This window comes from Sphingobacterium sp. N143 (assembly GCF_030325625.1).
Lineage (GTDB): Bacteria > Bacteroidota > Bacteroidia > Sphingobacteriales > Sphingobacteriaceae > Sphingobacterium.
The window spans coordinates 828,766-842,924 of record NZ_JACAIS010000001.1 but is presented as its reverse complement, the minus strand read 5'-3'; the positions used below and the strand labels follow the sequence as shown (position 1 = coordinate 842,924).

18 protein-coding genes are annotated in these 14,159 nt (G+C 42.0%); 10 read left to right on the top strand and 8 right to left on the bottom strand.

The genetic code is table 11. From position 1 onward, the window contains the following. Positions 1-47: 47 nt before the first annotated feature. The 6 genes from HX021_RS03690 to HX021_RS03665 form a co-directional block, all read right to left on the bottom strand. Positions 48-950: an SDR family oxidoreductase gene (locus HX021_RS03690; protein WP_286588451.1), complete on the bottom strand. Its 903-nt coding sequence runs from the start codon at positions 948-950 to the stop codon at positions 48-50. A gap of 109 nt (positions 951-1,059) precedes the next feature. Beyond that, positions 1,060-2,016, bottom strand: coding sequence for a helix-turn-helix domain-containing protein (locus tag HX021_RS03685; RefSeq protein ID WP_286588449.1), 957 nt, complete (start codon positions 2,014-2,016; stop codon positions 1,060-1,062). Between the two features lie 91 nt (positions 2,017-2,107). Then, on the bottom strand, positions 2,108-2,944 hold the full coding sequence (locus tag HX021_RS03680; RefSeq protein WP_286588447.1) for an SDR family NAD(P)-dependent oxidoreductase: 837 nt from the start codon (positions 2,942-2,944) through the stop codon (positions 2,108-2,110). A 157-nt stretch (positions 2,945-3,101) separates the two neighbouring features. Next, positions 3,102-3,620, bottom strand: a complete 519-nt coding sequence (locus tag HX021_RS03675) for a GNAT family N-acetyltransferase (protein WP_286588445.1) — start codon at positions 3,618-3,620, stop codon at positions 3,102-3,104. A 486-nt stretch (positions 3,621-4,106) separates the two neighbouring features. Next, positions 4,107-4,550 (bottom strand): PD-(D/E)XK nuclease family transposase, encoded by a 444-nt coding sequence (locus HX021_RS03670; protein ID WP_286588521.1) that lies wholly within the window; start codon positions 4,548-4,550, stop codon positions 4,107-4,109. A 49-nt stretch (positions 4,551-4,599) separates the two neighbouring features. Then, on the bottom strand, positions 4,600-5,142 hold the full coding sequence (locus tag HX021_RS03665; protein WP_286588443.1) for an Rpn family recombination-promoting nuclease/putative transposase: 543 nt from the start codon (positions 5,140-5,142) through the stop codon (positions 4,600-4,602). A 216-nt stretch (positions 5,143-5,358) separates the two neighbouring features. Here HX021_RS03665 and HX021_RS03660 point away from each other — a divergent pair, with 216 nt between their 5' ends. From HX021_RS03660 to HX021_RS03635, 6 genes are all read left to right on the top strand, one after another. Then, complete coding sequence (locus tag HX021_RS03660; protein WP_286588441.1) at positions 5,359-5,547, top strand: hypothetical protein; 189 nt, start codon at positions 5,359-5,361, stop codon at positions 5,545-5,547. 228 nt (positions 5,548-5,775) lie between these two features. Further along, positions 5,776-6,108: an ArsR/SmtB family transcription factor gene (locus HX021_RS03655; protein WP_286588439.1), complete on the top strand. Its 333-nt coding sequence runs from the start codon at positions 5,776-5,778 to the stop codon at positions 6,106-6,108. Positions 6,109-6,177: 69 nt separating this feature from the next. Next, positions 6,178-6,651 (top strand): DUF6428 family protein, encoded by a 474-nt coding sequence (locus HX021_RS03650; RefSeq protein WP_286588438.1) that lies wholly within the window; start codon positions 6,178-6,180, stop codon positions 6,649-6,651. A gap of 17 nt (positions 6,652-6,668) precedes the next feature. Next, positions 6,669-7,286 (top strand): low molecular weight phosphatase family protein, encoded by a 618-nt coding sequence (locus HX021_RS03645; protein ID WP_286588436.1) that lies wholly within the window; start codon positions 6,669-6,671, stop codon positions 7,284-7,286. Between the two features lie 3 nt (positions 7,287-7,289). Beyond that, positions 7,290-8,342, top strand: coding sequence for an ACR3 family arsenite efflux transporter (gene arsB / locus HX021_RS03640; protein ID WP_286588434.1), 1,053 nt, complete (start codon positions 7,290-7,292; stop codon positions 8,340-8,342). Between the two features lie 104 nt (positions 8,343-8,446). Next, positions 8,447-8,851, top strand: a complete 405-nt coding sequence (locus HX021_RS03635; RefSeq protein WP_286588432.1) for an NUDIX hydrolase — start codon at positions 8,447-8,449, stop codon at positions 8,849-8,851. A 114-nt stretch (positions 8,852-8,965) separates the two neighbouring features. On the opposite strand, the gene HX021_RS03630 is transcribed toward HX021_RS03635, so the two are convergent. Both HX021_RS03630 and HX021_RS03625 read right to left on the bottom strand, forming a co-directional pair. Next, positions 8,966-9,913: an alpha/beta fold hydrolase gene (locus tag HX021_RS03630; RefSeq protein ID WP_286588430.1), complete on the bottom strand. Its 948-nt coding sequence runs from the start codon at positions 9,911-9,913 to the stop codon at positions 8,966-8,968. Between the two features lie 166 nt (positions 9,914-10,079). Beyond that, positions 10,080-10,823: a glucose 1-dehydrogenase gene (locus HX021_RS03625; RefSeq protein ID WP_286588429.1), complete on the bottom strand. Its 744-nt coding sequence runs from the start codon at positions 10,821-10,823 to the stop codon at positions 10,080-10,082. A 78-nt stretch (positions 10,824-10,901) separates the two neighbouring features. Here HX021_RS03625 and HX021_RS03620 point away from each other — a divergent pair, with 78 nt between their 5' ends. The 4 genes from HX021_RS03620 to HX021_RS03605 all read left to right on the top strand — a co-directional run bounded on the left by HX021_RS03620 (position 10,902) and on the right by HX021_RS03605 (position 14,043). Continuing rightward, a complete protein-coding gene (locus tag HX021_RS03620) occupies positions 10,902-11,246 on the top strand; it encodes a winged helix-turn-helix transcriptional regulator (protein WP_286588427.1) in 345 nt (114 codons plus the stop codon). Positions 11,247-11,407: 161 nt separating this feature from the next. Further along, complete coding sequence (locus HX021_RS03615; RefSeq protein ID WP_286588426.1) at positions 11,408-12,700, top strand: epoxide hydrolase family protein; 1,293 nt, start codon at positions 11,408-11,410, stop codon at positions 12,698-12,700. A 77-nt stretch (positions 12,701-12,777) separates the two neighbouring features. Beyond that, complete coding sequence (locus tag HX021_RS03610; RefSeq protein WP_286588424.1) at positions 12,778-13,236, top strand: protein-disulfide reductase DsbD N-terminal domain-containing protein; 459 nt, start codon at positions 12,778-12,780, stop codon at positions 13,234-13,236. A gap of 33 nt (positions 13,237-13,269) precedes the next feature. After that, entirely contained in the window at positions 13,270-14,043 is a 774-nt protein-coding gene (locus HX021_RS03605) for a DUF1223 domain-containing protein (RefSeq protein ID WP_286588423.1), read from the top strand. Positions 14,044-14,159 lie beyond the last annotated feature (116 nt).

Genomic DNA, 14,159 nt, shown 5'->3' with positions numbered 1-14,159 from the left:
GGAATTACCTGCTTTTAAATTTAAATGGATAAGAACAAAAATACAGATTATCGGAGTTCCGAAAAATAATACGAACCTTTTAAATCTTCCAATAAAGTCGGATGTACGGGATTCCAGCCTAGCGCATTCCTTGTCCATTCACTTGAACTCGGGTTATCAAGCTTTGCAAAATGCGTAAACCAGGAAAAATGCTGCTCGGCTTCCTGGGAATTCAATGAGATCAGTGGAATATTTAAACGCTCAGCAATTTCAGCGGCTACTGTCTTAAGCTCTATTCCCTCTTCGGATACTGCATGATATCTGGTTCCTTTTTCAAAGGGTTGCTCCAGCGCCAATCGGTAAAGCCGTGCCGCATCCAGTCGATGCACAGCTGGCCAGTGGTTAATTCCATCGCCAATGATCGCTGAAACAGCTTTTTCCCTTGCAATTTTAATAAATAGCGGAACAAAGCCGATTTTATCTCCTTCACCATGCACAGATGGAGATAATCTAATAACGGCGGCACGCACGCCTTTTGCGACCTGATCGTCTGCGGCATTTTCAGTTGCAATCCTCGGATGCGGGTGATTGACACGACGGTCCTGCTCTGTTGTAATGCCATCTTTTGAAAAAAGTGCCGTGCCAGAAGTGATGAGAAAGGGCTTGTCCGTACCGACCAGAGCATCTCCTATGGCACCGATCACTTCCTTATCCAATTCGCACATTTCCTGAAAACGCCCGAAATCATGAACAAATCCTAAGTGTATAACGGCATCAGCGCCCTTGGCCCCTGATTTTAGTCGGTCAAAATCAGTAAGATCACCATAATGGGCCTCTGCTCCTGCCTCGATTAATTTTCTGGCAGATTGTTCCGACCTTGCAAGCCCGAGAACCTCGTGACCAGCTCCTAATAAGTCCTGTACTACAGCTGTTCCTACGAAACCTGTAGCGCCTGTAACAAATACTTTCATGTCTAATATTATTGATGAAGCAAAGTTCAGGGTTGTGATACTGCTAAATGTATCCAAAAATAGCTTTGTTGTAGCCATTTTTAATAGCAAGCTGGGATATATGTAAATTCTATGGTCGAATGAATTGAGCTCTATACTGCTGTGGGCTCTGTTTGGTTTTTAATTTAAACAATCGGCTAAAGGATTGTGGCTGTTCAAAACCTAATTCAAATGCAATTTCAGAAATACTGAGATCTGTGGTAGACAGCTTATTCTTTGCACGATAAATCATCTTGTCATGAATGAATTGCTGGGTGTTTTGACCAGTAAGATTTCGCAACAGATCGCTTAAATAACTTGCTGACATATGGAGCTGCTCAGCCAGGTAATTGACGGTGGGTACTCCACCGCTCAGGACCTTATCGCTATTGAAATAATCCTCCAACAATTGATCGATGCGCTCGGCAATACTCGGATAGTTCTGTTTTCGGGTCAGAAACTGCCTGTTATAAAATCGTTGGGCATAATTTAGCAGCAGCTCAATCTGGGAGATGATCACATGATGGCTCATGTCGTCTAAGCGGTTTTCAAGTTCTTCTTCTATATTTCTGAAAAGTGACAGCATGGTTTCTTTTTCCTTGGTCGACAGGTGCAGCGCTTCATTGGTGGCATAAGAAAAGAAATGGTACTGTTGGATCTTCTGTGCCAAGGGGTATTGTAATAAAAAATCAGGATCTATAAGCAGTGTGATCTGCGGGCTGAGTATTTTTTGTTCTTCAGCCTTCGTTTGCTTATCGGCTTCTATAGATGAGAGAATCTGCTGAGGGGCCACAAAAAACAAACCGCCCTCCTTAAAATCAAATTTGGTATGACCATACATGAGCTCTCCTCCCGCATCTGGTTTAAATGCTATTTTATAATAATTCAATACATGTGATTTACTGGGAGCATGACCTTTAAGTGGCCGGTCCACACCGTTCAACAAAACGATCAATGGATGCTTAGGCGGTGGAAAACCGGATGCCTCCATGACCTCAGCCAGCGTATGAAATCTTTTAACGGAGTGATTCGATTTTTTAGAAACCATGTTATAAAAATTATAGGTTACAAGTTAAGCAATATCCGCTTTTCCCTGCAAAAGAAAAGCGAATAAAAGCTCCCAAGGGCATCATAGGTGATTAACCTTGGGCTGCCTCTGAAATATTTTTCCAGTTTTCCCATTCCTGAATGCGTTCAGCATAGATCTGTTCGATATGTGGCAAATCGTTTTTACCCAATAGTAATCTCAACGGAGGATTTTCAGCATCGACTACCGCAAATATAGCGTCGGGAGTGGCTAATGGGTTTCCCCGTTCCAGCTTCTTCAAATTTTCCATCAAGCTGTTTTTCAGATCATCATATTCCGCTAGTTTTTTGCTGGCTATTTTTAGTGATTCGGCACTACCAAATTCAGTACTATATGCCCCCGGTTCAATCAACGTTACTTTGATGCCAAATGCTGCAACCTCCTTAGATAAACTATCGTAAATAGCTTCAAACGCAAATTTTGAAGAACAATAATACCCGATTAGTGGATTACTATAAATGCCAACGGCGCTGGATGTTCCCAAAATATGACCATGACCTTGGGCACGCAGTATAGGCAATGCTGCCTGAATCACATGAATAGGCCCCATAATATTGGTTTCATACATGGCTTTTACCTCATCGGTGCTGCTTTCCTCTATGGTGCCGACCAAAGAATATCCGGCATTATTAAACACAATATCTAATCTTCCGAAATAGTCGTTGGCACTAATAATAGCATTTTGCACTTGTGAAGCCTGGGTTACATCCACTTCAAGAATGAGGACCTGATCCCCATATTTTTCTTTTAATGATTGGATACTACTGCTATTACGTGCAGTGGCAGCAACCTTGTCACCGCGTTTCAAAGCGGCCTCTGCCCATATTTTCCCAAAACCTCGTGAAGATCCTGTAATGAACCAAACTTTTTCGTTCTGTCTATTTCCCATTTTTTAATTGTATTGATATTCATACAAAATTGATTCTAACTAGACATACTCACGTTGCTAAAACGAGGATTATCCTAACCAAAATGAGGAAAAGTGAACTACAGGTATTCAAGGCTGTATTTCTATAACCTACACTTTTATGAGACAGTGTTGGTTTTTACATATTTTTTTTCATCATTATATCGGTCTGTTCATCTTCCCCTAATTTGAAAATGTGCTTGTCAAATTCCACAAATCCATTTTTTTCGTAAAAACGGATAGCCCTCGGGTTTTCTTCCCAAACACCTAGCCAGATATAATTTACTTTCTTTTCTTTCGCTACCTGTATTGCTTTGTCATACAATACTTGACCGACCTTTTTACCGTGATATTTCCGTAACACATAAATACGTTCTATTTCAAGGCTGCTGCTATCTTTCAGTTCTGTTTGAGAGGCTCCAAAGTTTAGTTTCAGATATCCAACAACGTCTTGCTCATTGACAGCAAAGTAAAACTCGGAATGCGCATTGTTGAGTTCTTCGGTCAGCTTTTCGATAGAAAAGCCTTCCGCTAAATACTTAACCATGTTTTCTTCAGTATTACTTTCAGAAAATGTTTCAAGAAACGTATTTCTCCCAATTTCTTGTAGCAGTTTGATGTCATGCAAGGTTACTCTTCTGATTTCCATATTTTTCATAAAGCCTGAATTTAAGCAATATTAGACACTACCCAAACTTTTTCACTATCAGTTTTAATAGCCTTATCCGTTCATTTTTCATACAACCGATTTTTTTATCATCACAATTTAGTAAATTCAAGAACACGGACAATCTAGCTATTGAGTCCTGAAAGCATTATCTCCGTTCCAGCCTGAAATCAGGAGTCTACGCCGCTACATTGAATTTCGAACCCGATTTTCATCAGACACTTGTGTATGTTCGTCAATTTTCCTGGCGTCATTTTTTTCACTTTACTGAGACGTTTCTATTCCTTGTCAATTTCCTAAACTTATTTGCTCCTGCATTTTTGGATTTATTTAAGGCTGGAAATCACCATTATAAAAATCCTCCATGCTGCGATACTGGCCTCCATCAATGTCTCTTTTGCTCCTCGTCCATATAAAATAAAGGCCGCTTGGATACTACTGTCCAAGCGGCCATAAAACCTTAAATGGTAATATGTTCTATTTTTCTTTGGATGTCTCTGCCTCGATCTGCTTTACAAACTCTACAGTGACATTCGCCAGTTCGGCAATATCCGAAAACGAAAACTTATTCAAAGACAAAAGTTTTTTTATTACCTCTGCTTTTCCTTCTTTTCTTCCTTCTTTTCTTCCTTCTTCTTTTCCTTCAGCTTTTCCTTCTTCTCTTCCTTCTTCTCTTCCTTCAGCTTTTCCTTCAGCCATTGCTTTTTCGCGCGCTCGTTTCAGGAGCTCTTCCTGACTGCTCCGAATACTCTCCGCATCCCATTTATTCCTTAAACTTACATTGTACATCTCTCGTTCCTCCGGTTTTAGCTTACTATACTCTGCTAACTGAAATAACTTTTCAAATATCGGCTTCCGCAGATAGGTGGAAAGTCCCTTTAGCGAAGACATATTCTTGAGTATAAAAAGCCAACGATCCAAATCATTAACTAACTCTGCCTCAGCTTTAACAAAGTTAACCAATTTATCATTAATTTAATTCTCTATTTAGGCATGATAGAGCCCTTCGGGGTTCCACATATATAAAACCCAGATCTTCGTAAAATATTTTACCATGATCTCGATAACATAGACAAATATCGTGCAAAAAATACTTCTCATCACCCGCTTCGGGCATCGTAAATCCATCCATCAATACAATGATATAGACTTCACTAATTGCATAATTCCAAGCTCTTCGGTTGCCTTTGGGGGCCTGATCAGCTATCAATTTACTACTGTAGTAAAGCATTCGCTTTTTCAAATTAACCTGCGCCGTGCGTTGCACTTCAATAATAAATCGTTCGCCATTGTCAGCCGTACAGGTCAGATCAAAAATAACGGTACCAACATCCTCTGTATCTCCGACATGCTCATTTTTGTTATAATATAAATCAGCAATAACCTTGCGGCCTCTAAAAAGTTCGTTTAAGAAAGCGATCAGAAGATCTTTATTGGTGTCTGATCCAAAAACTTTTTTAAAGCCATAATCTGTCGTGATATCGATATATTTCGACTGTTTCAACTCACTCATAATACATTGTTTTTAAATTGGTTAACAATACAAATATAAGTAAACAAATATAATTGTACTAATATTTTTAGCAAAACAACTTATTTAACTAATATATTTGACGATGAAAAACTTTATCTGGATCTTGGGTTATCTTGTTCTTCAAATCATCATGAGGAAAAATCTCGCGACAATGGCAGTTTTTAAGTAATTTTAAGTAACAGACAAACTGAAGTGATGGCTTATAACAATGAACTTGCCAACCGGGTCCGTGAAAGACTCGCCATGAAAGGGGGGGCTAACCTGAAGAAAGCTTTTTTTCCAATGACATCGAATGTTGTAGTGGACAAGAACCTCATTACCGGACAGAATCCATTTAGCTCCAAAGAAATGGCTAAGGTCGTTATGAACGAACTCGAAAATTAGCCCGAGATACCCAAAAGGTTAATTACTCTTGTAATCCCGGCCGAATCCATATATAGTGCACGGCGCAGTCCTTAAAAAACTCTTGGAAGAGCTGCTGCATCTCAATTGTGAAAACCTCGCTACCGATACCAGTACAACGATGATCCATCACTTCCTCCAAGGCTCTCCTCATCCTTTTATTTGGATATTTAATTATAATATCGTAATATTGCGATATTACAATTAAATATGGGACTTACTAAATCAGAAATTTTTGCCGACAGGCACAATAAATTGGCTTCAGCTTTTAAGGTCCTGGGACATCCAGCCCGTATTGCCATACTTCAATATATTATTGATAAGAAAGCTTGTATCTGCAATGACTTGGTCGAGGAGCTTGGTCTTGCGCAGGCAACCATCTCACAGCATTTAAAAGAACTCAAAAGCACGGGTATCATACAGGGGACTATTGAAGGGAAATCTGTTTGCTACTGTATTGATGAAAAAGTCTGGAAAAAAGTTCAGGAAGACTTCAATGCCTTCTTTAATCAGGATGTAAAAGTAAATAGCTGCTGCTCTTAGCGCTTTTTTTTAAACATTATCATCGTAATATTGCAATATATAAATTCTAATATTTTTAAATTCAGTAAAATGACACTATCAGAAATTAAAGAAATCCTGCCAACATTGGACAATGTTGAATTTCAGTTAGAGAATGGAACATTTGTTCCCGAACACTTCCACGTAACGGAAGTGGGCCAGATCACAAAAAACTTTATAGACTGCGGTGGCGTAATCCGTAACGAAAAGACAGTGAACTTTCAGCTTTGGAACGCGGATGATTACGCGCACCGTTTAAAGCCTGGAAAACTATTGCATATTATTACTCTTTCGGAAGAAAAGTTGGGCATCGAAGATGCGGAGATCGAAGTGGAATACCAGAGCGACACCATCGGCAAATACGGCCTTGATTTCAATGGAAAAACTTTTGTTTTAAAAGCGCTTACAACAGCATGCCTTGCTCAGGATGCCTGCGGCATTCCTGCTGAAAAGCAAAAGAAGAATCTTGCTGACCTGCCTATTATCCAATCATCCAGCTGTACGCCGGGTTCGGGATGTTGTTAACCCAATAGATTTTATTTATGATCTATCCTATATTATCAACTACCATCAGCCTACTTGACTGGGAAGGGCGGGTCAGTGAAGAGCGCAAGGCCGTATTGCTTCCATTGATTAACTTTATTCAGGAAAAGGTACATGCAGGACAGCAGGTCAATTTGAATTTTATCTGTACACACAATTCACGGCGCAGTCATCTGTCCCAAGTATGGGCGCAGACAGCCGCATGGTTCTTTAACATACAGGATGTCATCTGTTATTCCGGAGGTACGGAGGAAACAGCTTTATTTCCGAAAGTCGTTGAGACGTTGATATCCCAGGGCTTTACTGTTTTTAAGATTTCCGAAGGCGAAAACCCAGTTTATGCGATCAAGGCGAGTGAGAATACGGCACCTATCATAGGGTTTTCCAAAAAGTACGACAGCACATTCAACCCTGTATCAAACTTTGCTGCGATCATGACCTGCTCACAGGCTGATGCTGGCTGCCCTGTTATTGCAGGTGCTGAAAAACGCATTCCGGTGACTTTTGAAGATCCTAAAAGCGCGGACGGAAGCCCGGAACAGGACGAGGTATATGCAAGCCGAAGTGTACAGATAGCAACAGAGATGTTTTATGTTTTTTCACAGATCAACACTTAAAAGATGAAGTCAAAATTAAAATTCCTTGATCGCTATCTTACCTTATGGATTTTTCTTGCAATGGCCCTGGGCATTGTATTGGGAAAAATCTTTCCTTCGTCTACTCTGTGGATCAATAGCTTTAGCAGTGGAACAACTAACATACCTTTGGCCATTGGCTTGATCCTGATGATGTACCCTCCTTTGGCTAAGGTACGCTACGAACAGATCGGTAAGGTCTTCCGTAACGTGCGGGTTTTGGGGACTTCGCTGCTTCTGAATTGGATTATCGGACCGGTATTGATGTTTGTGCTGGCAATCCTGTTCTTGAATGGCTACCCCGAATATATGGCAGGCCTGATATTGATCGGTCTGGCCAGATGTATTGCAATGGTGGTGGTATGGAATGAACTGGCTGAGGGAAACAGGGAATATGCAGCCGGATTGATTGCGCTCAACAGTATCTTCCAGGTCCTCCTATATAGCCTTTATGCTTATCTGTTTATCACCGTCCTTCCTCCCTTTTTTGGTGTTGCGGGACTTTCGGTAGATATCTCCATCGCTGAAATTGCAAAGAGCGTAGGTATTTACCTGGGCATTCCTTTTCTCGCTGGCATCATCAGCAGATATGGACTGATTGCTTTAAAAGGTGAGGAATGGTTTCAGAAACGTTTCATTCCGCTGATCTCTCCAATTACCCTAATTGCGCTTTTGTTTACCATTATCGTTATGTTCAGCCTTAAAGGTGAAATGTTACTGCAGCTTCCTTTCGATGTACTGCGGATCGCTGTTCCCCTGGTTATCTACTTTACACTGATGTTTGCTGTCAGTTTTATCGCTGGTAAAAAGGCTGGTGCAGATTATTCACAGAGCACAGCAATAGCTTTTACCGCTGCTGGAAATAATTTTGAACTGGCCATCGCTGTGGCAATCGGTGTATTTGGGATCAATAGCGGACAGGCTTTTGTTGGGGTTATCGGACCATTGGTTGAAGTCCCGGCTCTGATTGCATTAGTTAATCTTGCTTTTTGGTTCCGGAAGAAATATTTCGGTCCAAGGTCTGCTCCTGAAGAATAATCACCTTAAAAATAATAAATAATCAGTTCTATGAGCCCCTAAAATAGATACTTGATTGGATAGTTGTTTAATAATACATCATTTTAATTGACTAAATTTAGGGTATGAATAAGGAGATAATAGATAAAATTGCATTGATCAGCATTTCAGATAAAAAGGTCTTAACAGCACTGTCTAAATCAAAATCAAAACTCTATTTGCCTGGCGGTAAAAAAGAACCCAATGAATCCGATATTGAATGCCTGAAAAGGGAGATTGTGGAAGAACTTAACGTTGAAATTCAAGATGACTCTATCCGTTATTTTGATACTTTTCAGGCTCCTGCCGATGGTAAAGAGGCTGATGCTGTGGTGAAGATGACCTGTTATTTTGCTGATTATTCGGGCACACTAAAAGCAGCGAGTGAAATCGACTCATTTGAATGGATAACTTATACTGATAGGGCCAGGACCTCTGCGGTTGTCAAACTGATACTAGATAAATTAAAAGAACTAGACTTGATCAGGTAAGGTCATAGATAACCATATAAATTTTATCAATAGCATTGGGGGGCAGACTTTAGAAACCTGCCCCCCAATGCTTCATTTTATTTAATATAGGATCGATTGTAACTATGCATGGGTTTATTGGGCTAAAAACGGGACTGCTTTTGCTAAGAAGGCCTCATAGTTTTGATAGAAGGCAGCATGACCTGAATCTGGAAATTCTAAAAGGGTGGCGTTTTCCAAATTCTGCTTCATATTGTGGGCATTTTGGATGGAAATTGGAAGGTCCTGATCACCATGAACAAGCAGAACGGGCTTTTTGATCGCTTTAATTTCATCTAGTGCTCCTGCATCCGGCTGCGCCCAGGCAAGTACAGCTGTAAATTGTGCTGCTGAGGTCGCATCACTAAGCACTGGATCTCTATCAGTCATCCGTTGATGAACTCTGGCATAAGATGCCCTGCCTGCAGCAGTACTGGCCTGTGAATCGGTAAATCCAAACTTCAAATAGGATTCTTCGGGGCTAAGTCCGGCACTTCCTGCAATAATATTGGGAAGATTGGAAAGCCCAATGGCTCCCTTAGGTCCACTATCAGCCAATATCATTTTATTAACTAGATCAGGCTCTGTCAAAACAATTCTTTGCGCCACAAATCCACCCATCGAGAATCCCATGATGTTCACTTTTCCAAGATTCATGGCGATGATGAAATCAATGGCATCATTGGCCATGTCCTGTATCGTATTGGGTGTGGTACCTGCTGAAGATGATACTCCTTTATTGTCGAATATGACCAATTTATAATGCTTCGCTAAACCATCTGTCACAGCTGGATCCCAATCATCCATTGAACCGCCAGTTCCTGGTAGCAATACCAAAGGAATTCCCCCTTCTTTACCCCAGCTTCGATAAGCGAAAGCTGTTCCTTTCACCTGAATGAAATTGGTCTTTGCATTAGCATGATTTACAGAAGGGGCCTCCTGCCCTGCTGGATAATCATTTTCATCACTGCACGAAAATGCTACGGTGGAAAATAGGCTTAAACATAGTGCTCCTGCAATTGTAACTTTGTTAAGTGTTTTCATCTGACTTTTTATTAATGTTTATGTGGCAAACTTAAAGCGTTCATCAGGGCTATGCACATCTAAAATAGCTGAATTGGACAATTTTGGCCATGAACTGGTCAATCGCAGCGTTAAAAGTTTTGTGGCTGAATAACCATCTATGCCCCCCTGTATACATGCCACAATTTTAACTTATTTTCATGCCACCATCGATAACAAAGTCACTGCCCGTTATAAACGACGCTGCATCTGAGGCGAGGTATACAACCATCTTTGCAACGTCTTCGGGGATTCCAATTTTTTTCAACGGAAGAACCTGCGCCAGATCATCCCATATACCATCCGCTGTCTGGGAATCATAACTTTTATTTAGGACCGCCGTGCGCGTGGGGCCAGGACTTACCGTGTTTACTCTAATCTTTCGGTCAGCAAGTTCCAGTGCCGCTGTTTTCGCTATGGTATTCAGCGCCGCTTTACTCGCCTGATAAACGGAGCTCTGCGGCTTATTCATTGATGCGACGTTGGATGAAAGGAAGATGACGGACGCTCCATCCTGGAGCAGGGGAATCAATTTGCTCAATGTAAAATAGGCTCCTTTAAGGTTGATGTCCATCACATGATCAAAGTTGTCTTCTTGTGCATCACTGATCAGGCTTGCTTCCCCGGTTATCCCGGCATTGATGAAAAGAACATCGAGTTTTCCGTATTGCCTTTTGATTTCCTCGGCCAGATGTTCTATATCTGCAACCTTCGACTGATCTGCGACCATAGCCTGTCCCCCTATCCGAGCGGCCGCCTCTTCTATAGCCTGTTTTCTTCTGCCCGTAATAATTGTCGTTGCCCCATTCTCCAAGAACTCTTTGGCTGTAGCATAACCGATTCCGCTATTTCCTCCGGTAATCAGTACAATTTTATCTGTTAAATTTTTCATGTGTTTTTTTATGCAAATATATCTTGTATTTGGTATATATTTGTAACCAGTATAATAAAGTATACCAAAATCAAGCGCATGGAAAGAGATCAAGCCGAAGAACTCAGAGCTTTACAGGACACCCTGTACTTTATTGGTGGAAAATGGAGAATTCCGATTATCAACTCACTATGTAATGGTCACCGTCGATTCAGGGAGATCGAACGGAGCATCCCGGGCATTACCACCCGAATGCTTTCAAAAGAATTAAAGGATATGGAGCTGAACAAACTTCTTGTGCGAAAGGTTTATCCGGACACTCCTGTGCTCGTTGAATATCAGCCAACGGATTACTGCAGAACTTTTGGTAAGATCATCCAGGAGATGATCTCCTGGGGTCGTGAGCATAGAAAAAAAGTAGTACAGAAAACAGATGACCAGTAGCCCATTTCTGAATATGGAACTGTCTGCTCATGCCCCAAAATTTCCAGTTCGGTTGTAAATATGTCCACTTGAACCGATTGTCTGTTTAATGCGAAAACTCCCTCGCATACATTTGTTGCAACAAAAGAAACCAGATTGTAAAAATCTAAAACAAAAAAGCAATGAATACAAAAATGACAACAATCCTGATGATGGCGACATTCGCACTCAGCATTCCTAAACTTACGAACGCGCAGGACAGCAGAAAAAAAGCTGAAATTTCGAAATCTGATACAAGTATCAGACCCTTCAAGATCAATATTCCACAGGCTAAACTTGATGAGCTGAAAAGACGTATTGCAGAGACCCGCTTTCCGGACAAGGAAACAGTGAATGACGAATCACAGGGTATTCAATTGGCGCAATTAAAGGAGCTGATCGACTACTGGGGCAATGGCTATGACTGGCGTAAACTTGAAAACAAGCTGAACGCCCTGCCACAATTTGTCACCAGGATCGATGGGCTTGATATCCAGTTTATCCATGTACGTTCGAAAGAAAAAGCTGCATTACCCCTTGTGCTCACTCATGGATGGCCAGGATCGCCCTTGGAATTTATTGACGCAATCGGTCCGCTTACCGATCCTGTTCACTACGGTGGCAAAGCTGAGGATGCCTTCGATGTGATCATTCCCGCGATTCCGGGATATGGATTTTCGGAAATCCCAAAAGAGCTTGGCTGGAATCCCGACCGTGTTGCCAAAGCCTGGGATACACTGGTCAAACGCCTAGGGTACACAAAATATGTTTCTGAAGGTGGTGACCACGGATCGGTAATCTCCAACGCCCTTGCCAGACAGGCTCCTTCGGGACTATTGGGTATCCACCTGACCATGCCGGCCACAATTCCCGCAGAACTGGTAAAATCGATCAACGCTGGGGATCCTGTTCCGGCAGGCCTTTCTCAGGACGAAGTTAATGCATATACTTCAATGCGTGCTTTCTTTGGAAGAAACGCAGCTTATGGTGAGATAATGGTAACAAGACCTCAGACCACCGGCTACCTACTCTCCGACTCTCCAAGTGCATTAGCCGCTTTTTTATATGAAAAGATTGCTGAATGGACAGAAAGTGACCTGAAACCTGAAAAGGTTATCAGCCGCGACGCGATCCTTGATGACATTACATTGTACTGGCTGACCAATACCGGAGCGTCATCATCCCGCTTCTACTGGGAAAATAACAATAACAATTTCAGTGCTGAGCATCAGAAAACAGCGCGCATAAAGGTTCCGGTGGCCATCTCTGTATTTCCACATGAAATCTACCAAGCTCCGGAAAGTTGGTCCAGAGCCGCTTATCCCTCTCTATATTATTATCATAAAGCACCAAAAGGAGGGCATTTTGCGGCATGGGAACAGCCACAGATCTTTACGGAAGAACTACGAGCAGCCTTTAAACCCCTGCGAAAATAATCGTCGGAGGCTGCATATATTTCTCCTCCCTCTCTTTGTACAAAGAACTTAAGGTTTAACAAATAAAAAATATAGAAATGAACAGGTTAGCAATTTTAGCGATGACAGTTCTGATGATGTTCTGCTCACATGCGAAAACACAGACTGTATCCGGTCAGGTGACATGGGAATGTTCACTTAAACGAAAATCTCCTGAAGAGGGGGAAATTCTGATGAAAGCCAAAATCCCACCGGGATGGCATATGTACGCTCTGGGCAACAGTGCCCAGAGCCCGATCAAAATGAACTTTAAATTCGAGCCTGACCCGTCTTACCAGCTGCTGGGAAATGTGACCCAGCCCACGCCACGCCAAAAGTTTGAAAATCTGCTGGGCATGCCGGTCACTTATTTTGAGAACGAGGTCGAATTCGGTCAGAAGATCAGGCTCAAAGGCAAGAACGGAACAATCCGGGGAACCATCCAGTTTATGCAGTGCAGCGATCAGGTCTGCCTTCCGCCACAGGATTTCGGATTCTCCCTCAAAATCTTCAATTAAACAACAGAATCCAGGCATCTTAAAATTTAGAACATGAAATCAATAAAAGAAATACTGTACGTCCTAAGCCTACCCTTGATCATTGCCTTGATCATGGCATTCAAAGGATTCAGTGAGGATAAAGAACTGCAAAATATTAAAAACAGCAACCTGAACAAAAGCTTTGCGGTGGTGGAACTCTTTACCTCAGAGGGTTGCTGGAGCTGCCCGCCGGCAGATGAACTGATTGCAAAACTTGAAAAGGACAATCGGAACAAAAAACTTTACATCTTGGCCTTCCACGTCGATTATTGGGACCATCAGGGCTGGAAGGACCGGTTTAGCAAAAACCAATTTACAGAAAGACAGAAACAGTACGCCACATGGATGAACCTCAGCACGCTCTATACGCCACAGATGGTCATCAATGGCAGACAGGAAATGGTCGGATCGGAAACCGGCAAAGTCATCAGCGGCATCCAGTCCGCCATGCTGGAATCTCATGCAGAGAACCTTAGTCTCAAAGTACTAAAAACCGAAGGTAAAAATGTCCAGGTCGGCTACCGCTCTGCCTCAACATTCAAAAACTCGGATATCCTGATGGCGCTCGTCCAAAAACACGCTTCCTCGCAGGTATCTGCGGGAGAGAATGCCGGAAAAGCGCTGTCCCATGTACAGGTGGTGCGCGACCTGCAGAGCCGGGCGCTTAAAGCACAGGACAGTTTTTCCTTTAAGCTTCCGGAAAGCAATAATGCCTGGGAAATCATCGCTTTTGAACAGGACAGGAAATCTGGGGTGATCCTGGATGCCTCCAACATAAAATTATAGATCGCGGATTGTCCGCTTCGAGGATACAAAAGAAGAATTCAACCCGAAATATGTCCGGTTCAACGGTTTTGAGCTTCTCCAACGTAGGGCCTTACCGTAATTTTAACCCAACAAAA

Excerpts from the sequence above, each read along its gene's own strand:
- HX021_RS03630 (WP_286588430.1), bottom strand. The coding sequence starts at position 9,913 with ATGAAAACACTTAACAAAGTTACAATTGCAGGAGCACTATGTTTAAGC.
- HX021_RS03690 (WP_286588451.1), bottom strand. The coding sequence starts at position 950 with ATGAAAGTATTTGTTACAGGCGCTACAGGTTTCGTAGGAACAGCTGTA.
- HX021_RS03615 (WP_286588426.1), top strand. The coding sequence starts at position 11,408 with ATGAATACAAAAATGACAACAATCCTGATGATGGCGACATTCGCACTC.
- HX021_RS03605 (WP_286588423.1), top strand. The coding sequence starts at position 13,270 with ATGAAATCAATAAAAGAAATACTGTACGTCCTAAGCCTACCCTTGATC.
- HX021_RS03635 (WP_286588432.1), top strand. The coding sequence starts at position 8,447 with ATGAATAAGGAGATAATAGATAAAATTGCATTGATCAGCATTTCAGAT.
- HX021_RS03685 (WP_286588449.1), bottom strand. The coding sequence starts at position 2,016 with ATGGTTTCTAAAAAATCGAATCACTCCGTTAAAAGATTTCATACGCTG.
- HX021_RS03610 (WP_286588424.1), top strand. The coding sequence starts at position 12,778 with ATGAACAGGTTAGCAATTTTAGCGATGACAGTTCTGATGATGTTCTGC.
- HX021_RS03660 (WP_286588441.1), top strand. The coding sequence starts at position 5,359 with ATGGCTTATAACAATGAACTTGCCAACCGGGTCCGTGAAAGACTCGCC.
- HX021_RS03620 (WP_286588427.1), top strand. The coding sequence starts at position 10,902 with ATGGAAAGAGATCAAGCCGAAGAACTCAGAGCTTTACAGGACACCCTG.
- HX021_RS03655 (WP_286588439.1), top strand. The coding sequence starts at position 5,776 with ATGGGACTTACTAAATCAGAAATTTTTGCCGACAGGCACAATAAATTG.
- HX021_RS03625 (WP_286588429.1), bottom strand. The coding sequence starts at position 10,823 with ATGAAAAATTTAACAGATAAAATTGTACTGATTACCGGAGGAAATAGC.
- HX021_RS03650 (WP_286588438.1), top strand. The coding sequence starts at position 6,178 with ATGACACTATCAGAAATTAAAGAAATCCTGCCAACATTGGACAATGTT.
- HX021_RS03675 (WP_286588445.1), bottom strand. The coding sequence starts at position 3,620 with ATGAAAAATATGGAAATCAGAAGAGTAACCTTGCATGACATCAAACTG.
- HX021_RS03665 (WP_286588443.1), bottom strand. The coding sequence starts at position 5,142 with ATGAGTGAGTTGAAACAGTCGAAATATATCGATATCACGACAGATTAT.
- arsB (WP_286588434.1), top strand. The coding sequence starts at position 7,290 with ATGAAGTCAAAATTAAAATTCCTTGATCGCTATCTTACCTTATGGATT.
- HX021_RS03680 (WP_286588447.1), bottom strand. The coding sequence starts at position 2,944 with ATGGGAAATAGACAGAACGAAAAAGTTTGGTTCATTACAGGATCTTCA.
- HX021_RS03645 (WP_286588436.1), top strand. The coding sequence starts at position 6,669 with ATGATCTATCCTATATTATCAACTACCATCAGCCTACTTGACTGGGAA.